Source organism: Planomonospora antibiotica (assembly GCF_014647955.1).
Classification (GTDB): domain Bacteria; phylum Actinomycetota; class Actinomycetes; order Streptosporangiales; family Streptosporangiaceae; genus Planomonospora; species Planomonospora parontospora.
This window is the reverse complement of sequence record NZ_BMQE01000021.1, coordinates 88287-102400: the sequence shown is the minus strand read 5'-3', so window position 1 is coordinate 102400 and position 14114 is coordinate 88287. Positions and strand designations below refer to the sequence as shown.

At 73.1% G+C, this 14114-nt stretch carries 13 protein-coding genes; 2 read left to right on the top strand and 11 right to left on the bottom strand.

Annotation, left to right across the window (positions count from 1 at the left end):
* Positions 1–185: 185 nt before the first annotated feature.
* The 10 genes from IEZ06_RS20015 to IEZ06_RS19970 all read right to left on the bottom strand — a co-directional run bounded on the left by IEZ06_RS20015 (position 186) and on the right by IEZ06_RS19970 (position 10527).
* Positions 186–1784 carry a flavin monoamine oxidase family protein gene (locus tag IEZ06_RS20015; RefSeq protein WP_189238225.1) on the bottom strand — a complete coding sequence of 533 codons (1599 nt, stop codon included), beginning with the start codon at positions 1782–1784 and terminating at the stop codon, positions 186–188.
* A gap of 85 nt (positions 1785–1869) precedes the next feature.
* Positions 1870–2712 (bottom strand): M55 family metallopeptidase, encoded by an 843-nt coding sequence (locus IEZ06_RS20010; protein WP_189238224.1) that lies wholly within the window; start codon positions 2710–2712, stop codon positions 1870–1872.
* Positions 2709–3941 carry a DUF6395 domain-containing protein gene (locus IEZ06_RS20005; protein ID WP_189238223.1) on the bottom strand — a complete coding sequence of 411 codons (1233 nt, stop codon included), beginning with the start codon at positions 3939–3941 and terminating at the stop codon, positions 2709–2711. The genes IEZ06_RS20010 and IEZ06_RS20005 overlap by 4 nt, the downstream gene beginning before the upstream one ends.
* Complete coding sequence (locus IEZ06_RS20000; protein WP_229798424.1) at positions 3938–4324, bottom strand: hypothetical protein; 387 nt, start codon at positions 4322–4324, stop codon at positions 3938–3940. Before IEZ06_RS20000 ends, IEZ06_RS20005 begins: the two co-directional genes overlap by 4 nt.
* Positions 4325–4453: 129 nt before the next feature.
* Positions 4454–5227, bottom strand: coding sequence for an enoyl-CoA hydratase/isomerase family protein (locus IEZ06_RS19995; protein WP_189238222.1), 774 nt, complete (start codon positions 5225–5227; stop codon positions 4454–4456).
* A 193-nt stretch (positions 5228–5420) separates the two neighbouring features.
* A complete protein-coding gene (locus IEZ06_RS19990) occupies positions 5421–6536 on the bottom strand; it encodes a glycosyltransferase family 4 protein (protein WP_189238221.1) in 1116 nt (371 codons plus the stop codon).
* 88 nt (positions 6537–6624) lie between these two features.
* The gene (locus IEZ06_RS19985) at positions 6625–8745 is read right to left on the bottom strand and encodes an amylo-alpha-1,6-glucosidase (RefSeq protein ID WP_203872034.1); all 2121 of its coding nucleotides are present in this window, start codon (positions 8743–8745) and stop codon (positions 6625–6627) included.
* Between the two features lie 120 nt (positions 8746–8865).
* Entirely contained in the window at positions 8866–9807 is a 942-nt protein-coding gene (locus IEZ06_RS19980; RefSeq protein WP_229798422.1) for a glycoside hydrolase family 16 protein, read from the bottom strand.
* Positions 9808–9865: 58 nt separating this feature from the next.
* Complete coding sequence (locus IEZ06_RS19975; protein WP_189238219.1) at positions 9866–10297, bottom strand: type II toxin-antitoxin system VapC family toxin; 432 nt, start codon at positions 10295–10297, stop codon at positions 9866–9868.
* Positions 10297–10527 carry a ribbon-helix-helix protein, CopG family gene (locus IEZ06_RS19970; RefSeq protein ID WP_189238218.1) on the bottom strand — a complete coding sequence of 77 codons (231 nt, stop codon included), beginning with the start codon at positions 10525–10527 and terminating at the stop codon, positions 10297–10299. The genes IEZ06_RS19975 and IEZ06_RS19970 overlap by 1 nt, the downstream gene beginning before the upstream one ends.
* 204 nt (positions 10528–10731) lie before the next feature.
* On the opposite strand from IEZ06_RS19970, the gene IEZ06_RS19965 reads away from it, so the two are divergent.
* Both IEZ06_RS19965 and IEZ06_RS36475 read left to right on the top strand, forming a co-directional pair.
* Positions 10732–11124, top strand: a complete 393-nt coding sequence (locus IEZ06_RS19965) for a DUF1622 domain-containing protein (RefSeq protein WP_189238217.1) — start codon at positions 10732–10734, stop codon at positions 11122–11124.
* Between the two features lie 186 nt (positions 11125–11310).
* Entirely contained in the window at positions 11311–11475 is a 165-nt protein-coding gene (locus IEZ06_RS36475) for a hypothetical protein (RefSeq protein ID WP_229798419.1), read from the top strand.
* A gap of 47 nt (positions 11476–11522) precedes the next feature.
* Here the strand turns inward: IEZ06_RS36475 and glgP are convergent, their stop codons facing one another.
* On the bottom strand, positions 11523–14105 hold the full coding sequence (gene glgP / locus IEZ06_RS19955; RefSeq protein WP_189238216.1) for an alpha-glucan family phosphorylase: 2583 nt from the start codon (positions 14103–14105) through the stop codon (positions 11523–11525).
* Positions 14106–14114: the final 9 nt, after the last annotated feature.

Here is a 14114-nt window from a genome sequence, read left to right as displayed (position 1 = left end):
ATTCCCCGTTCGAACAACGTCTGGCACGCCTCAACGGTTTCCCAAGCGGAGGTAACGCGCAATCTCATTTCGGCGTCAGTTTGCCAGGTGCCGGCCCCTCCCGGCGCCCGGGCGCCGCGATCCGCCGGGACCGGCCGCCGCGGCCTGGCCCGTCCGGCGGCCCCGGCGACCGGGACCGCCGCCTCTCAGGAGGCCGCCAGGACCCGCTGGTGCAGGGCGGTCACGGCCTTGCGCGCCGACTCCATGGCACCGGCCTGCCAGGCGACCAGGTGCGTGAGCCAGTCCCCGGCGAAGTGGACCCGGCCGGCGGGCTGCTGCAGGACGGTGAAGGCCCCGCCGTAGGAGGGCCACACGGCCCACCCGCCCTCGACGTACGGGCGGCGGTGCCAGGCGACCGAGACGCTGGAGCGCAGCTCGGCGCGGTACTTCTCGCCGTGGATCTTCTTGCCCTGGGTGAGCGCGCGGGCCCGGCGCTCAGGGTGCGGCAGGCTGCCGTACAGCTCGGCCTCCGCGCCGGTGTTGTAGTAGCCGACGAGCAGGCCGGTCCTGCCGTGGTAGCCGTGCGAGGGGTACCAGATGTGGGTGATGTCCAGGTCGGTCTCGGTGATGCCGCCGTAGATGCGGTCGTCGGTCTCCCACCAGCGCCTGCCGTACTCCAGCCCCAGCTTGCCCGCGGCGATCGGCGTGGGGGTCCGCAGGGCGGCGGTGACCCGGGCGCCCAGGTTGTGCGGGACGCGCGCGAGCAGGTGGGGCGGGAGGGTGGCCACGCAGTAGTCGGCGCGGACCGCCCCGCCGGAGCCGCCGGGGCCCCCGGAGTACGTCACCTCGACGCCGTCCGGCAGGTCCCGTACGCCGGTGACCGGGGCGCCGGTCAGGATCCGCTCCTCGCCGACCTCGCGCGCCAGGGCCCGTACGATCGCGTCCATCCCGCCGACCGGCTGGAACATCGGCATGGCCTGCTCGAAGCCGAAGTCCGCGGTCAGGGCCCGCCCGGTCCCCGCGGCGAGCACCTCGCCCAGCGGGGGCGGCCCGGCCAGGGGCTCGCCGCTCCCGTGCCCCGGGTGGACGGTGAAACCCCGGCGCGGGGAGCCCCGGTAGGACAGGTCCGGGCCGAGGTCCCCGAAGCGGCGCAGGAACTCCGTCAGCCGCTCGCGGTCCTCCCCCGTCAGCCGCCGGTCCAGCGCGCCCGCGTCGGCGGCCTTGGCCAGCAGCTCGGCGATGTAGCCGTACATGTCCGCGCGGGCCGTGCGGACCCGGACCGGGGCGTCCATCGCGTGGGTGCGCACGTACGCCGAGGCGTTGCCGTTGACGAAGACCTCCAGGGGCACGCCCAGCTCGCGGCAGTAGTCCATGGTGACCATCCACTGCGCGATCCGGCCGGGACCGGCGTTGAAGTAGACGTCCGGCCCGAACTCCGCCGTCTGCGTCTCCCCGCCGAGCTCCGTCAGCCGGTCGCCGCCCCGGACCGTGAGGTTCCTGCCGCCCACCCGGTCGGCGGCCTCCAGGACGGTGCAGTCGTATCCGGCCTTGCCGAGCTCGTAGGCGCAGGTCAGGCCGGCGATCCCGGCTCCGAGCACCACGACCTTCGCCGCGCCCCGGCCGGTGAGGGAGAAGTCGGAGCGCTGCGGCGGGGTGAACGCCCGGTCCTGGGAGTCGGGGGCCAGCCCGAGCGCGCCCATCGCGGCGTACATCGCCCCCGCGCCCCCCGCCGCCCCGACGCCGACGAGCAGCGCCCGACGTGTCAGGGCGCCCGGCGTGCCCGGTGCGCCCGGCGTGCCCCGCATGCCCGCCCCGGACCGGCCGGCCGGCACGGGAGCCCCCGTCCCGGGCGCCGCCCCGGCCCGCCCGCTCCCCGCGGGTCCGTCCGGCTCAGCCATAGATCCCGCTTCCGCAGGCGACCTGGCCGCCGATCATGGCGAAGACGCCGAACAGGGACATGATCTGCCCGAAGTCGTCGGTGGTGAACTCGGTCTCGCGGGGGCCCGTCGCCCGCACTCCGGGGATGACCGCGCAGCCGGCCGCGATCGCGGTGGAGTTCCACTCCACGCCCAGCGTGTAGGGCGGCTCGACGACGTACGGGCGGAAGTCGCCCAGGCGGCCGAGCGCGCGGGCGGCGGCCTCCCGGATGCGGGCCTGCGCGACGACCGGCGGCAGGAGCTCGGCGGAGAACCGGTCGACGCCCTTCTTCACCTCGGCCGTCTCGACGTCCCCGAGCAGCTCGCGCGCCTCCTCGCAGACGGCCTCGTCCCCGGTCACCAGGGCCACCGGCACGCCGAGCGAGCCGGCGAAGGCCGCGACCAGGCGCGTCTCCCCGCAGACCTCCCCGTTGAGGCGGACGTTCTGGATCTCCTTGCCCATCCAGGTGTGGTTGAGCACGCCGTGCCGCACCCCGGCCCGCGCGTGGTAGCCCGCGAAGCAGGCCGCCGCGTAGGTCCCGTCGAGGCCCTGGCCCATCCGCAGCGGCTTGCCCGGCCCCCGCACGAGCGTGGCCCGCGGGTCGAGCAGGTCGATCCTGAGGTTCTTGGTCGACCCGTGGGCGTCGTTGACGCGTACGGCCCGCGCCCCCGCGTCGAAGGCGCCCTGCACCACCGCGTTGGCGTCGCCGGTCATCAGCTCGCAGCCGCGCTCGTAGCCGCGTCCGCCCGCCCGCATCTCCTCCGGGTCGGTCAGCCCGGTGACGCCCTCCATGTCCACCGACACGTAAACCTTCACGACGGCCCCCTCAGTCCCCACGTCTCGACCCGGCGCGCCTCATCCTCGCTCATGAAGCCGACCTCGGCGGCCATGAAGGCGCGGACCCGCTCGCGCCACGGCTCGGGGACCTCCTCGACCGCGGGCGGGTAGCAGCGGTCCAGCCAGGCGGTCGACTCCTCGGTGGCGCCCAGGAACGCCGCGGCCTTCGCGAAGGCCGTGCCCTCGATGCCGGGCACCCGGGCGCAGCCGTACTCGATCATCTCCTGCCCGCCGTACGGCGGGGGCCGCTGCCACTTGCGGGCGACCCCGCGGTCCGCGGTGATCGGGGTGCGCAGCGGACGGCGCTCGATCGCGGCCCGGATGAGCTCCTTGTACAGGCACTTGCCGCACGTCCCGCAGGGTCCGCCGGTCCCGCGCAGGCACCAGCGGACGTGCTCGCGCAGGGGCGAGCCCAGGGCGAGCCGCATGGTGACCGCCTCGCTGACCCCCCCGACCGGGAGCACGATGCGCACCCCCGCCGCGGCGAACGCCCGCCCCCAGGCGCCGTGCGGGGCCCACATCGGGTTGTCGGGGGTGTACCTGTGCAGGTAGCGGCCGCCGCCCAGCCAGCGCGAGCCCAGCTCGTAGCCGAAGGCGATCCCGCCCAGGTCGAGCTCGTCGGCCAGCAGCAGCGCCCCTGCGGCCACCGCGTGGTGCTCGGGGTAGCCGGGGCGCGGTTCGGCCAGGACGAACTCGAGGTCGGAGCGGACGGTCACCGACTCGCGTCCGGTCCTGCCGACCAGCCGGGCCAGGGCGTCCGACCGGTAGTGGGCCCAGCGGTTGGGCACCCGGGGGTGCGGGACCCGCTGGAAGTGCACGAACGGGACGTCGGGCAGCATCGCGGCGACGGCCGCCGAGTCCGCCCCGCCGCTGTAGGAGATCGCCAGCCCGTGCCCGGACCGGGGCGATCCGCCCACCGGCCCCGCCTCGATCCCCCAGCCCTCCCCGATCGCCGCGGCGAACTCCGGCGAGACCGGCCGGTCGAAGACGACCCGCCGCCGCGTCCACGGCGCGACGACCGTCCACGCGGCCAGCGCGAGCAGGTCGGGGTGGATCTCCCCCGGCTCGTACGGCAGCTCGACCCGGCAGGAGTTCGTGGCCATCCTCAGGGGCTGGCCGTCGGTGCACGGGCCGGTGATGCCGTCCTCGGCGTCCAGCCGGAAGACGAGGTGCCGGAGCCCGTCCCCGGCCGTCCAGGCGACCCTCACGCCGTCCTGCCGGCCGGTGCGCTCCCCTCCCCGGCCGCCCGGCCCTCGGAGACGCGGTCCACCGCCTGCCAGAGCAGGACCTCGTTCTGGAGCACCCGCTCCAGCGCGGCCGCCGTCTCCTGCGCCAGCCGGTGGGCGTCGTCCCACCGGGCGGCCCGCTCCGCGTCGATGTCCGTCCCGGCCGGCCGGGCCCGGAGGCGGCCGATCTCCCGGCGCAGCCCGTCGGCCTCCGCGCGCAGCGCGGTGACCTCACGTCCCAGCGTCTGGACCTCCCACAGGGCGTCCCTGATGTCCCGCCGGTGATCGGCCCGCGAGATGTAGCGGGAGTCGAACCAGTTGCGGACCACCCGCCGCAGGCGTGCGGGTATCAGAACGTGCTTCACCAACCGCGCCATAGTCCGGGAGATTACCCGCAAAGAGTGATCTAACCGGGTGAATCAATATCACCTTGATCTCATCCTGCCGGATCGGCGCCCCGTGAACGCGGATCGGCATCCGGCGGACGGCGGCGATCAGCGCCCGGTGAACTCCGCCCGGGTCTTCCCGGCGAACGCGCGCATGCCGATCCGGGCGTCGTCGGTGGCGAACAGCCCGGAGAACGCCAGCCGCTCGATCTCCAGGCCCGTGTCGAGGTCGGCCTCCAGGCCGTGGTCGATCGCCCGCTTGGCGGCGCGCAGGGCCGCCGCCGGGCCGCCGGCGAACCGGGCCGCGTAGGCGAGGGCCTCGGTGTGCACGTCGGCGTCGGGGACGACCCGGTCGACCAGGCCGATCTCCAGCGCCTCGGCGGCGGTCACCTGGCGGCCGGTGAAGATGAGGTCCTTGGCCTTCGCCGGACCGATCAGCCGCGGCAGCCGCTGGGTGCCGCCCGCACCCGGGATGATGCCCAGCAGGATCTCCGGCTGGCCCAGCCTGGCGGACTCGCCCGCGATGCGGACGTCCGCGCACAGGGCGAGCTCGCAGCCGCCGCCGAGCGCGTAACCGGTGATCGCCGCGATGACGGGCTTGCCGATCTCCGCCACCGCGGTGAAGCAGTCCTGGAGCACCGAGGAGTGCGCCGACATCTCCGCGTACGGCATGTCCGCCATCTCCTTGACGTCGGCGCCCGCCGCGAAGACCCGCTCACCGCCGTAGAGGACCACCGCGTACACGCCGGGGTCGGCGTCCACCTGCCGGGCGCAGTCCGCGATCTCCCGCTGGACCTGCGTGTTGAGCGCGTTCATCTTCGGCCGGTCGAGCCTGATCGTCGCGACCCCGTCGGCGGACTCGACCCGTACGAACTCACCCATCGCTGTCCTCCACTGGAAACGCCGTCGTCCCGTATGTCGTCCCACCATAGAGCGGGAGCCGTCCGCCCCGGATCCGGCGGGTGCCGTACGGCGGGAGGGGACAGGGCCTGCGGACGCCGTACGGCGGGAGCGCGCGGGCCGCGGGAGGCGTCGGGCACCGAGTCCGCCCGATCAGCCGGCCCGGTGGCTCCCATCAGCGGAGGGGTAACACCGCCTCGCCCGTCCCGCCGGTGACGCCGGCGGGACCTTCGGGGCCGGCCGCCGCCGCCCGGTAGACCCTCTCGTACCCCTCGGCCATCACCGCGACGTCGAAGCGGCGCCTGACCCGGGAGCGGCAGGCCCGCGGATCGAGTCCGCCGGCCGCCTCGACCGCCTCGGCGAGTTCCTCCGGCCGGCTCCGGACGAACCCGGTGAGGCCGTCGGCGACCACCTCCGGCACCGCTCCCCGGCGGAGGGCGACCACCGGGGTGCCGCAGGCCATGGCCTCGATCATCACCATTCCGAACGGCTCCTCCCAGAGGATCGGGAAGAGCAGGCAGCGGGCGCCCGCCAGCAGCTCGCGCTTGCGGACGGCGTCGGCCTCGCCGACGTACACCGCGTCGGACCCCAGGCGGGGGGCGACCTCCCGGTCGAAGTACTCCCGCTCCCCCGGCTCGGTGATCCGCCCGGCGAGCAGGATCCGCCGCCCGGCCGCGCGGGCCGCGTCGACGGCCAGATGCGCCCCCTTGTCCTCGTTGAACCGGCCCAGCCACAGCACCCAGTCCTCTTTGTGTTCACGGAAGGGGAACGAGCCCGTCTCGACGGCGTTGTGCACCACTCCCGTCCAGTTCAGGTCGGGGGCCAGCCGTTGCTGGGCGGCGGAGATGCCGACCATGGAGACCTCGCGGCCGAGTGCCCGGTAGTACTCGCCGAACTCGCCGTCCACCTCGTGGTGGCAGGTGACCACGGTCGGGGCGGTGCGCGCGGCGGCGGTCAGCGGCCCGGCCAGCGAGTGGTCGTGGACGACGTCGGCGTCGATCCCCGCGAGCAGGTCGTGCGCCCGGGCCGCGTGCAGCACTTCGGGTAACGCCTGGCCGATCCGCCCGGAGGGGGGATCGGCGTAGGTGCGCAGGAAGCGCGCGGAGGTGCCCGGCCTGCCCGCCGCCACCAGCGTGACCTCGTGCCCGCGCCGGGACAGCCCGGCGATCAGCTCGGCCAGCACCGACTCGATCCCCCCGTAGCCGCGGGGCGGCACCTCGTACCAGGGCGGCGCGACCATCACGATGCGCAGCGCGCCGCGCCGTCCCGAAAGACCCGTTGCGGAAACCATCTCAACCTCGCCTACGGCCGACCGGCCTTCTGAAGGACATCCGGACCACTGATCGGGGGGAGATCGAAAGGGCGTCCGCCCGGGAGGGTCAGTGGATCTCCTCCAGGACGGCGGTCAGCGGCGGCCGCGGCGCGCCGACCACGGTGACGTGCTCCGGGAGCCCGGTGACCGCGACCTCGCCGCCGTCGACGTCGACCGTGACCCTGGTGCCGGCGAGCTGGAGGCCGGCGATCTTCATGCTGGTCAGCCCGACGGGGGACATCCACACCTTGTTCTGCGGCACGCACGGGTCGAGGCGGAGCAGGCTGCGCATCAGCTGGATGGGAGCCGCCGAGGCCCAGGCCTGCGGAGCGCAGGAGGTGGGGAACGGCACCGGCTCCGGGAACTCGTCCCGGCCGAACCCGCAGAACAGCTCCGGCAGCCGCCAGTTGAAGGCCTTGGCCGCGTCCAGCAGGCCGAACGCGACCTGCCTGGCCTCCTCCTCGAAGCCGTACCGCATCAGTCCCGCGGTGACCAGCGCGCTGTCGTGCGGCCAGACCGAGCCGTTGTGGTAGCTCATCGGGTTGTAGGCGCCCATGCTGGAGGCCAGGGTCCGGATGCCGAACCCGGTGAACATCTCCGGCGAGAGCAGGTGCTCGGCGACGGAGGCGGCCCGCTCCTCGTTCACGATGCCGGTCCACAGGCAGTGCCCCATGTTGGAGCCGAGGCCGTCGATGGGGCGGCCCGCCCGGTCCAGGCCCATGGCGTAGTAACCCCGGTCCGGCAGCCAGAACATCTCGTCGAACGCGTCCCGCAGCCGCATCGCGCGCTCGATCCACTGCTCCTGGAGCACCGGGTCGCCGGCCTCCCGGGCGAAGTGCGACCGCGCGATGTAGGCGGCGTAGACGTAGCCCTGCACCTCGGCCAGGGCGATGGGCGGGCGGGCCAGCGTGCCGTCGGCGAAGTTGACGCCGTCCACGGAGTCCTTCCAGCCCTGGTTGAGCAGGCCGTGGTCGGTCTTGCGCCGGTAGTACAGGAACGGGTCGGCCGACCTGGTGATCCAGTCGAGGGCCGCGTCGGCGTGCGGCAGCAGCTCCTCGACCGCCTCGTCGTACAGGCCCCACCGGCGCAGCTCGCCCAGGAGCATGACGAACAGCGGGGTGGAGTCGACCGAGCCGAAGTAGACGTGCCCGTCGTGGGCGGAGACGCCGTCCTGCACCCCGAAGCGCAGCTCGTGCATGATCTTGCCCGGCTCCTCCTCCGAGAGCGGCTCCTCCGCCCGGCCCTGCACCCGGGCCAGCCGGCGCAGCGTGCCCAGGGCCAGGGACTGGTCCATCGGGAGCGCCATCCACGAGGTCAGCAGCGAGTCTCGGCCGAACAGCGTCATGAACCACGGGGCGCCCGCGGCGACCGACGGCGGCTCGCCGGGCTTGTCCTCCTCGAAGAGCCGGAGCGAGCCGAGGTCCTCCTTCGACTTGGCCAGGACCTGCGCGACGGTCCGGTTGGAGGTCGTGACGACCGGCGCGAGCCGTTCCCAGTCGGCGCGCCGCCGGGCCGGCTCGGCGTGCTCCACCGGATGGTGGGTGGAGAACCAGGCGGGCGTCTCCTCCCCGTCCACGATCGGGTTGACCTGCAGGGCGACGGTCCAGTCGCCGCGCGCGGGGACGACGACCCGGAAGGAGAGCAGGCCCATCGTGGCGGTCGGCATGGGGTTGCTCATGATCCTGGCTCCGCGTCCCCTGGTGGCGGAGACGACCAGCAGGCCCGAGATGTCGGACGTCATCTCCACGTCCGCCACGTGCATGACCCGCCCGCCCTTCACCTCGAACAGGTCGGCCAGGTCGGAGCCGATGTGCAGGGCGATCGTGCACCCGGCCGCCTCGTCGGACATGTTGCGCAGGGTCAGGTCCTCGCGCAGGCCCCCGCCGACGTAGCGGTCCCTGATCACCAGCATGGTGCTCTCCGCCTGGCCCGGCCGGGGCCCGGTGCGGCCGAGGAAGATCGCGTGATACGGCTCGGGGTTGATCGTCCGGAGCGACTCGATCGGCGCCTCGTCCACCTTCAGCTCCAGGCGCGACACCAGGCGGGTGTCGGCGTGGTACAGCCCCTGGGCGCCGCCCGGGGTGATGTCGCCGTTGCAGGTGGACACGCAGAAGGAGCCGCCCTCGACCAGGGTCACCGTGGTGCCGCCCAGCGCCCCCGGCTGGCCCTCGAACGTCCATGCGTTCACTGTTGTCTCCGCGATGTGGAAGGTTGCCGGCTCCTGAGCCATTCCCCCTTCATCCCGAAAGGAACAACGAAAGCGCACTTCACGGCGTTACGACCGGTACGGCACGGCCCTTCAGGCGTCTCAGTCGCCCCCGGCTCCCTCCGCCCCGGACCCGTCTGCCCCGGCCCTCTCCGCCTTGGCCCCCTCCGCCCCGGCCGCCGGGAGGTCGCTCCGGACGTGGCTCCCCGCTCGGGCCGTCGGACGGTAGCCCCGGACGTAGTCGACGGTGAACCGCTTGGGGTACGGGTGCTCCGGCGCCGCCGGCGTGTCCCGCTCCGGCGCCTCCGGGAACTCGTAGATGTTGAGCATGAGCTGCATCGGGTAGCGCGGCGACTGGCGGACGGTCCTGATGTGCCGGCCGTCGACGAGGAAGGAGACCCGCTCGGGGGTCCACTCGGCGGCGTAGACGTGGAACTCCCGCGCGTCGACGGGCAGGGTCTCCACCGTGAAGTCGTCGGTGATCGCCGGATCGCCGAAGGGGTGCAGGCCCATCCCGACCCTCACGGTGTCCGGCCCGACGTCGCGGCCGAAGATCTCGCAGACGCAGATCTCCGCCGACCGCTCGGGCTCGTCCTCGTAGCCGATCATCCAGAGCGCGACCATGGAGCGCGGGTCGTCGATCGCCCTGGCCCGCAGCTCGACCAGGCCGTACTGCGGGGTGTAGAGCCGGACGGCGGGCTGCTCCTCGCGGACCGCCATGTCGGAGCCGCGCCCGTGCTGCCCGACCGTGCTCCCGAGCGGTCCGGCGAAGACGCCGGTCTGCAGGGAGGAGACGCGCAGCCCCCCTTCCCGCTCGGGGTACCAGGGCGGCTGGTCCTCCTCGATCAGCAGGTCCAGGCGGCCCCCGCCGACCTCGTACCGGGCCGCGGAGGCGGCGCGGCCGTTCCACTGCGGCAGGTAGTACGGCACCCACCGGTCCTCGTCGAGCCGGTCCCCCTCGAAGAGGTCCTCGAACTCCAGCACGTAGCCGGCCTTCGTCACCGGATCGAGCACGTCCCCCCGCTCCTCCGCCGCTTCAGTCACGCAGTAGCCGCCTTCTTCTCGGCCGGCCCGCTTCCGACCGGCTCTGAGGGGAATTCTCCTACCTGCTCGACAGGGGATTGACCCATTCGAGCTTCGGGAAGCGGGCGAAGTCGGAGTCGAACGAGCAGACGCCGACGCCGTGCTCGATGGCGAGCGCGGCGAGATGCGCGTCCGTGACCAGGTTCCCCCGCAGGTCCCCCTCGACCAGCAGATCCCGCAGCACCTCGGCGTGCCGTGCCGTGGGACCGGGGATCCACACGGCCTCCGCGTCCAGCCAGTCCTGAACGAAGCCCCACGCCTCCTCCACGCCGAGAGGATCAGCCGAGGCCCGGGGGTGGGTCGAGATCCTCACGAACGCGCACAGGGAGTTCCAGGGGAGACCCACCCGCGACGACCCGTTGAGTGCCCGCTCCAGCCAGCTCTTCGACGCCTCGTGGAACGAGCTGCCGCTGTCGACGGCGTAGAGGAGAACGTTCGCATCGACGATCATCAGTCGTGTTCCAGATCATCGAGCAGGTCCAGTGCCTCCGCCACGTTGGAGACGTCGACACGCATCCGCAGCGCCCGGGTGCGCTGCTGGAACACCTGCCGCTGAGGCCGGGCCCGCATCCCCGCCCTGACCAGCTCGTTGAGCGCTTCACTCAGCCCTATGTGCCTTTCGCGCCGCAGTTGCTCGACGGCGGCGACGACATCTTCTTCGAGACGCACCGTGGTCCTCACCTTTCGAGTGTGGCATCCGAGATGCAAACCCTCAAGCATCAAGATGCCCGTAAGCCTACATCGCGAGATTACCCTCCGTTGACATGTCATCACAGAGCGATCTGGCGGTACCGCCTTCGGGCGGAGGCTCCATGGAGACACCGTCGAGAGACGACACCGCGTCCCTCTGGCGTGACGCCGCCGTGCCCGGGTACCGGCGGGGGCATGCCGGAGCTCTTCCCCGAGACGTTCCTCCGCGAGGCCGTCGACCTGCTCGTCCGCCTCGTCGAGGCCGCGGGCGCGATCGTCATCTTCGTCGGTGCGGCGGTGGCCTTCGTGCGCTTCCTGGTGGTCACCGTACGGCGCCGCGGCCACGACGACTTCGTCGCCGTCCGCCTGTTCCTGGGACGGTTCCTCGCGCTGGGCCTGGAGTTCCAGCTGGCCGGGGACGTGCTGCGCACGGCCATCGCGCCGAGCTTCACTCAGATCGGGCAGCTCGCGGCGATCGCCGCCATCCGGACCGCACTGAACTTCTTCCTCAACCGGGAGATCGAACGGGAGGGCCGCACGGTCCGGGACTCCCGCCGCGACCGGCCGGCCGGACCCGAGAACGACTGAAGATCTCGCACCGATGCGAATCGACCAGTGGGAGCATGATGGTGCGGTGGTCTACTTCACCGCCGGCCTGCTGGCCGCCCTGGTTCGCGTGAGTGATCCGGCCCTGTCGAGGGCGGCACTGCGCGAAGCGCTGCCCTGGGTGTCGTTCCTGCCCGACGACGACGCCGAGACGTTCCTCACGAGTTGGTGGAAGTGGCCCGCGGAGCGACTTCGCTCGACAACCTCGCCCCCATCGCGGTGCTGCTGACCCAGTGGCGCCACACCGCCGAAGTCCACGCCGATCCGGCGCTGCTCGCGCTGGTCACCCGTGAGGCCGAGGGCGACTTCGGGCCGGTGCCACCGAAGGCCTGACGAGAGCGGTGCCGGCCGGGAGAGGGGTGCCCTCCCGGCCGGTGGGGTCAGCGCAGGGTGCCGTTGGTCATGCCCTCGGGCTCCTGCGGGACGGCGACCAGGCCGAGCTCGGCGGGGGCCGCCATCAGCGGGTGGGACGGGACGACCCGGATGGTGTAGCCGAACGCCCCGGTGCGCTGCAGCGGGATCGCGCCGTTGAACACGGCCCTGCCGTCGTCGCCCCGGGAGTCGGCGGTCAGCGACGCGTACTCGGGGTCCACCAGCTCGTCGTGGAGCCCCACCCGGCCGTAGGCGACCTGGACCTCGATGTCGCCGGGGCCGAGCTCGCCGAGGGCGATCGTGGCCCGCAGCTCCAGGGAGGCGCCCACCTCGGGGGTGTCGCCCAGACCGGACGCCTCGACGTGCTCGACCCGCACGCCGGGCCAGGCCCGGCCGACCCGCAGCTTCCAGGAGGCGAAGTCCCTGGCCTGGTCGTGCCCGCCGGCCGACAGCGCGCGCGCGGCCTGCGCCGCCGGGGTGTAGAGGTCGACGACGTAGTCGCGGAGCATGCGCCCGGCCAGGACCTTCGGGCCGAGGGAGGTCAGCGTGTGGCGGACCATCTCCAGCCAGCGGCGGGGCAGCCCGTCGACGGGGCGGTCGTAGAACCGGTCGGCCACCTCGTGCTCGATCAGGTCGTACAGCGCCCCGGCCTCCAGCTCGTCACGGCGGTCGGGGTCGGTGACGCCGTCGGCGGTGGGGATGGCCCAGCCGTTCGTGCCGTCGTACCACTCGTCCCACCAGCCGTCGCGGATCGACAGGTTGAGCCCGCCGTTCAGCGCCGCCTTCATGCCGCTGGTCCCGCAGGCCTCCAGGGGGCGGAGCGGGTTGTTCATCCACACGTCGCAGCCCTGGACCAGCAGCTGGCCGAGGGCCATGTCGTAGTCGGGCAGGAAGACGATGCGGTGGCGGACGTCCTCCGAGTCGGCGAACTTCACGATCTGCTGGATGAGCTTCTTGCCGCCCTCGTCGGCCGGGTGCGCCTTGCCCGCGATCACGATCTGGATCGGCCGCTCGGGGTGGAGCAGCAGCTCGCGCAGGCGCGCCGGGTCGGAGAGCATCAGCGTGAGCCGCTTGTAGGAGGGCACGCGGCGGGCGAAGCCGATGGTCAGCACCTCGGGGTCGAGGGCCTCGTCGATCCAGCCGAGCTCGGCCGGGGAGGCGCCGCGGTCGAGCCAGGAGCGGCGGAGCCGGACGCGGGCCGCCTCGACCAGGCGCTCGCGCATCCGCCCCCGGATGCTCCAGACGTCCTCGTCGGAGATCTTGTTCACGCCCTCCCAGCCCTGGGCGCGGTCGACCAGCGAGGGCAGCTCCCGCCCGGCCAGTTCCATGATCTCCCGGCCGACCCAGGTCGGCGCGTGCACGCCGTTGGTGATCGACCCGATCGGCACCTCCTCGATGTCGAAGCCCGGCCACAGCCCCTGGAACATCTCCCGGCTGACCTCGCCGTGCAGCTGCGAGACGCCGTTGACCCGCTGGGCCAGGCGCATGCCCATCGCCGCCATGTTGAACTTGCCGGGCTCCTCCTCGGCGCCGAGCGCGAGGATGCGGTCCACCGGGACGGTGGGCCAGGCGTTGTCGCCGCCGAACTGCCGGCCGATCAGGTCGGTCGGGAAGCGGTCGATGCCCGCGGGCACGGGGGTGTGCGTGGTGAAGACGGTCCCGGCCCGGACCGCCTCCAGGGCCTCGTCGAAGGAGAGCCGGGCCTCGGTGAGCTCGCGGATGCGCTCCAGGCCCAGGAAGCCGGCGTGGCCCTCGTTGGTGTGGAAGACCTCCGGCTCGGGGTGGCCGCCGATCCGGCAGTAGGCGCGGATGGCGCGGACGCCGCCGATGCCGAGCAGCAGCTCCTGCTTCAGCCGGTGGTCGGTGCCCCCGCCGTACAGGCGGTCGGTCACGTCGCGCTCGGCGTTGTCGTTCTCGGCCACGTCGGAGTCGAGCAGCAGCAGCGGGACCCGGCCCACCTGGGCCACCCAGACCTGGGCGTGGAGCGTGCGGTGCTCGGGCAGGCCGATTCGGATCCGGACCGGGGAGCCGTCGGCCTCCTTCAGGAGGGTCAGCGGCAGCCCGCCCGGGTCGAGCGACGGGTAGTGCTCCAGCTGCCAGCCCTCGGGCGAGAGGGACTGGGTGAAGTAGCCGTGCCGGTACAGCAGGCCGACCGCGAGGATCGGCACCCCGAGGTCGCTGGCCGCCTTCAGGTGGTCTCCGGCCAGGATGCCCAGGCCGCCGGAGTACTGCGGCAGGGCGGCGGCGATGCCGTACTCGGGGGAGAAATAGGCGATGGCCCGGGCGGCGTCCGGTAGCGACTGGTACCACCGCGGGGCGGTCATGTACTCGCGGAGGTCGTCGGCCGCGTCGGCGAGCCGCCGCAGGAAGCGGCGGTCGGCGGCCATCTCGCGCAGGCGCTCGGGCTCGACTGCGCCCAGCAGCGCCACGGGGTCGTGGCCCACCCGTTCCCAGGTGTCCGGATCCACCTCGGCGAACAGGTCGAGTGTCTCGGGATGCCAGGACCAGCGGAGGTTGTGCACGAGCTCGCCGAGGGCGGCCAGCTCCGGAGGCAGGACGGTGCGGACGGTGAACCTGCGGATAGCTCTCACGCTGTCAGA

Coding starts and splice junctions, on each gene's coding strand:
- IEZ06_RS20015 (WP_189238225.1), bottom strand. CDS start 1,784: ATGCGGGGCACGCCGGGCGCACCGGGCACGCCGGGCGCCCTGACACGT.
- IEZ06_RS19995 (WP_189238222.1), bottom strand. CDS start 5,227: ATGGGTGAGTTCGTACGGGTCGAGTCCGCCGACGGGGTCGCGACGATC.
- IEZ06_RS19990 (WP_189238221.1), bottom strand. CDS start 6,536: ATGGTTTCCGCAACGGGTCTTTCGGGACGGCGCGGCGCGCTGCGCATC.
- IEZ06_RS19975 (WP_189238219.1), bottom strand. CDS start 10,297: ATGATCGTCGATGCGAACGTTCTCCTCTACGCCGTCGACAGCGGCAGC.
- IEZ06_RS19965 (WP_189238217.1), top strand. CDS start 10,732: ATGCCGGAGCTCTTCCCCGAGACGTTCCTCCGCGAGGCCGTCGACCTG.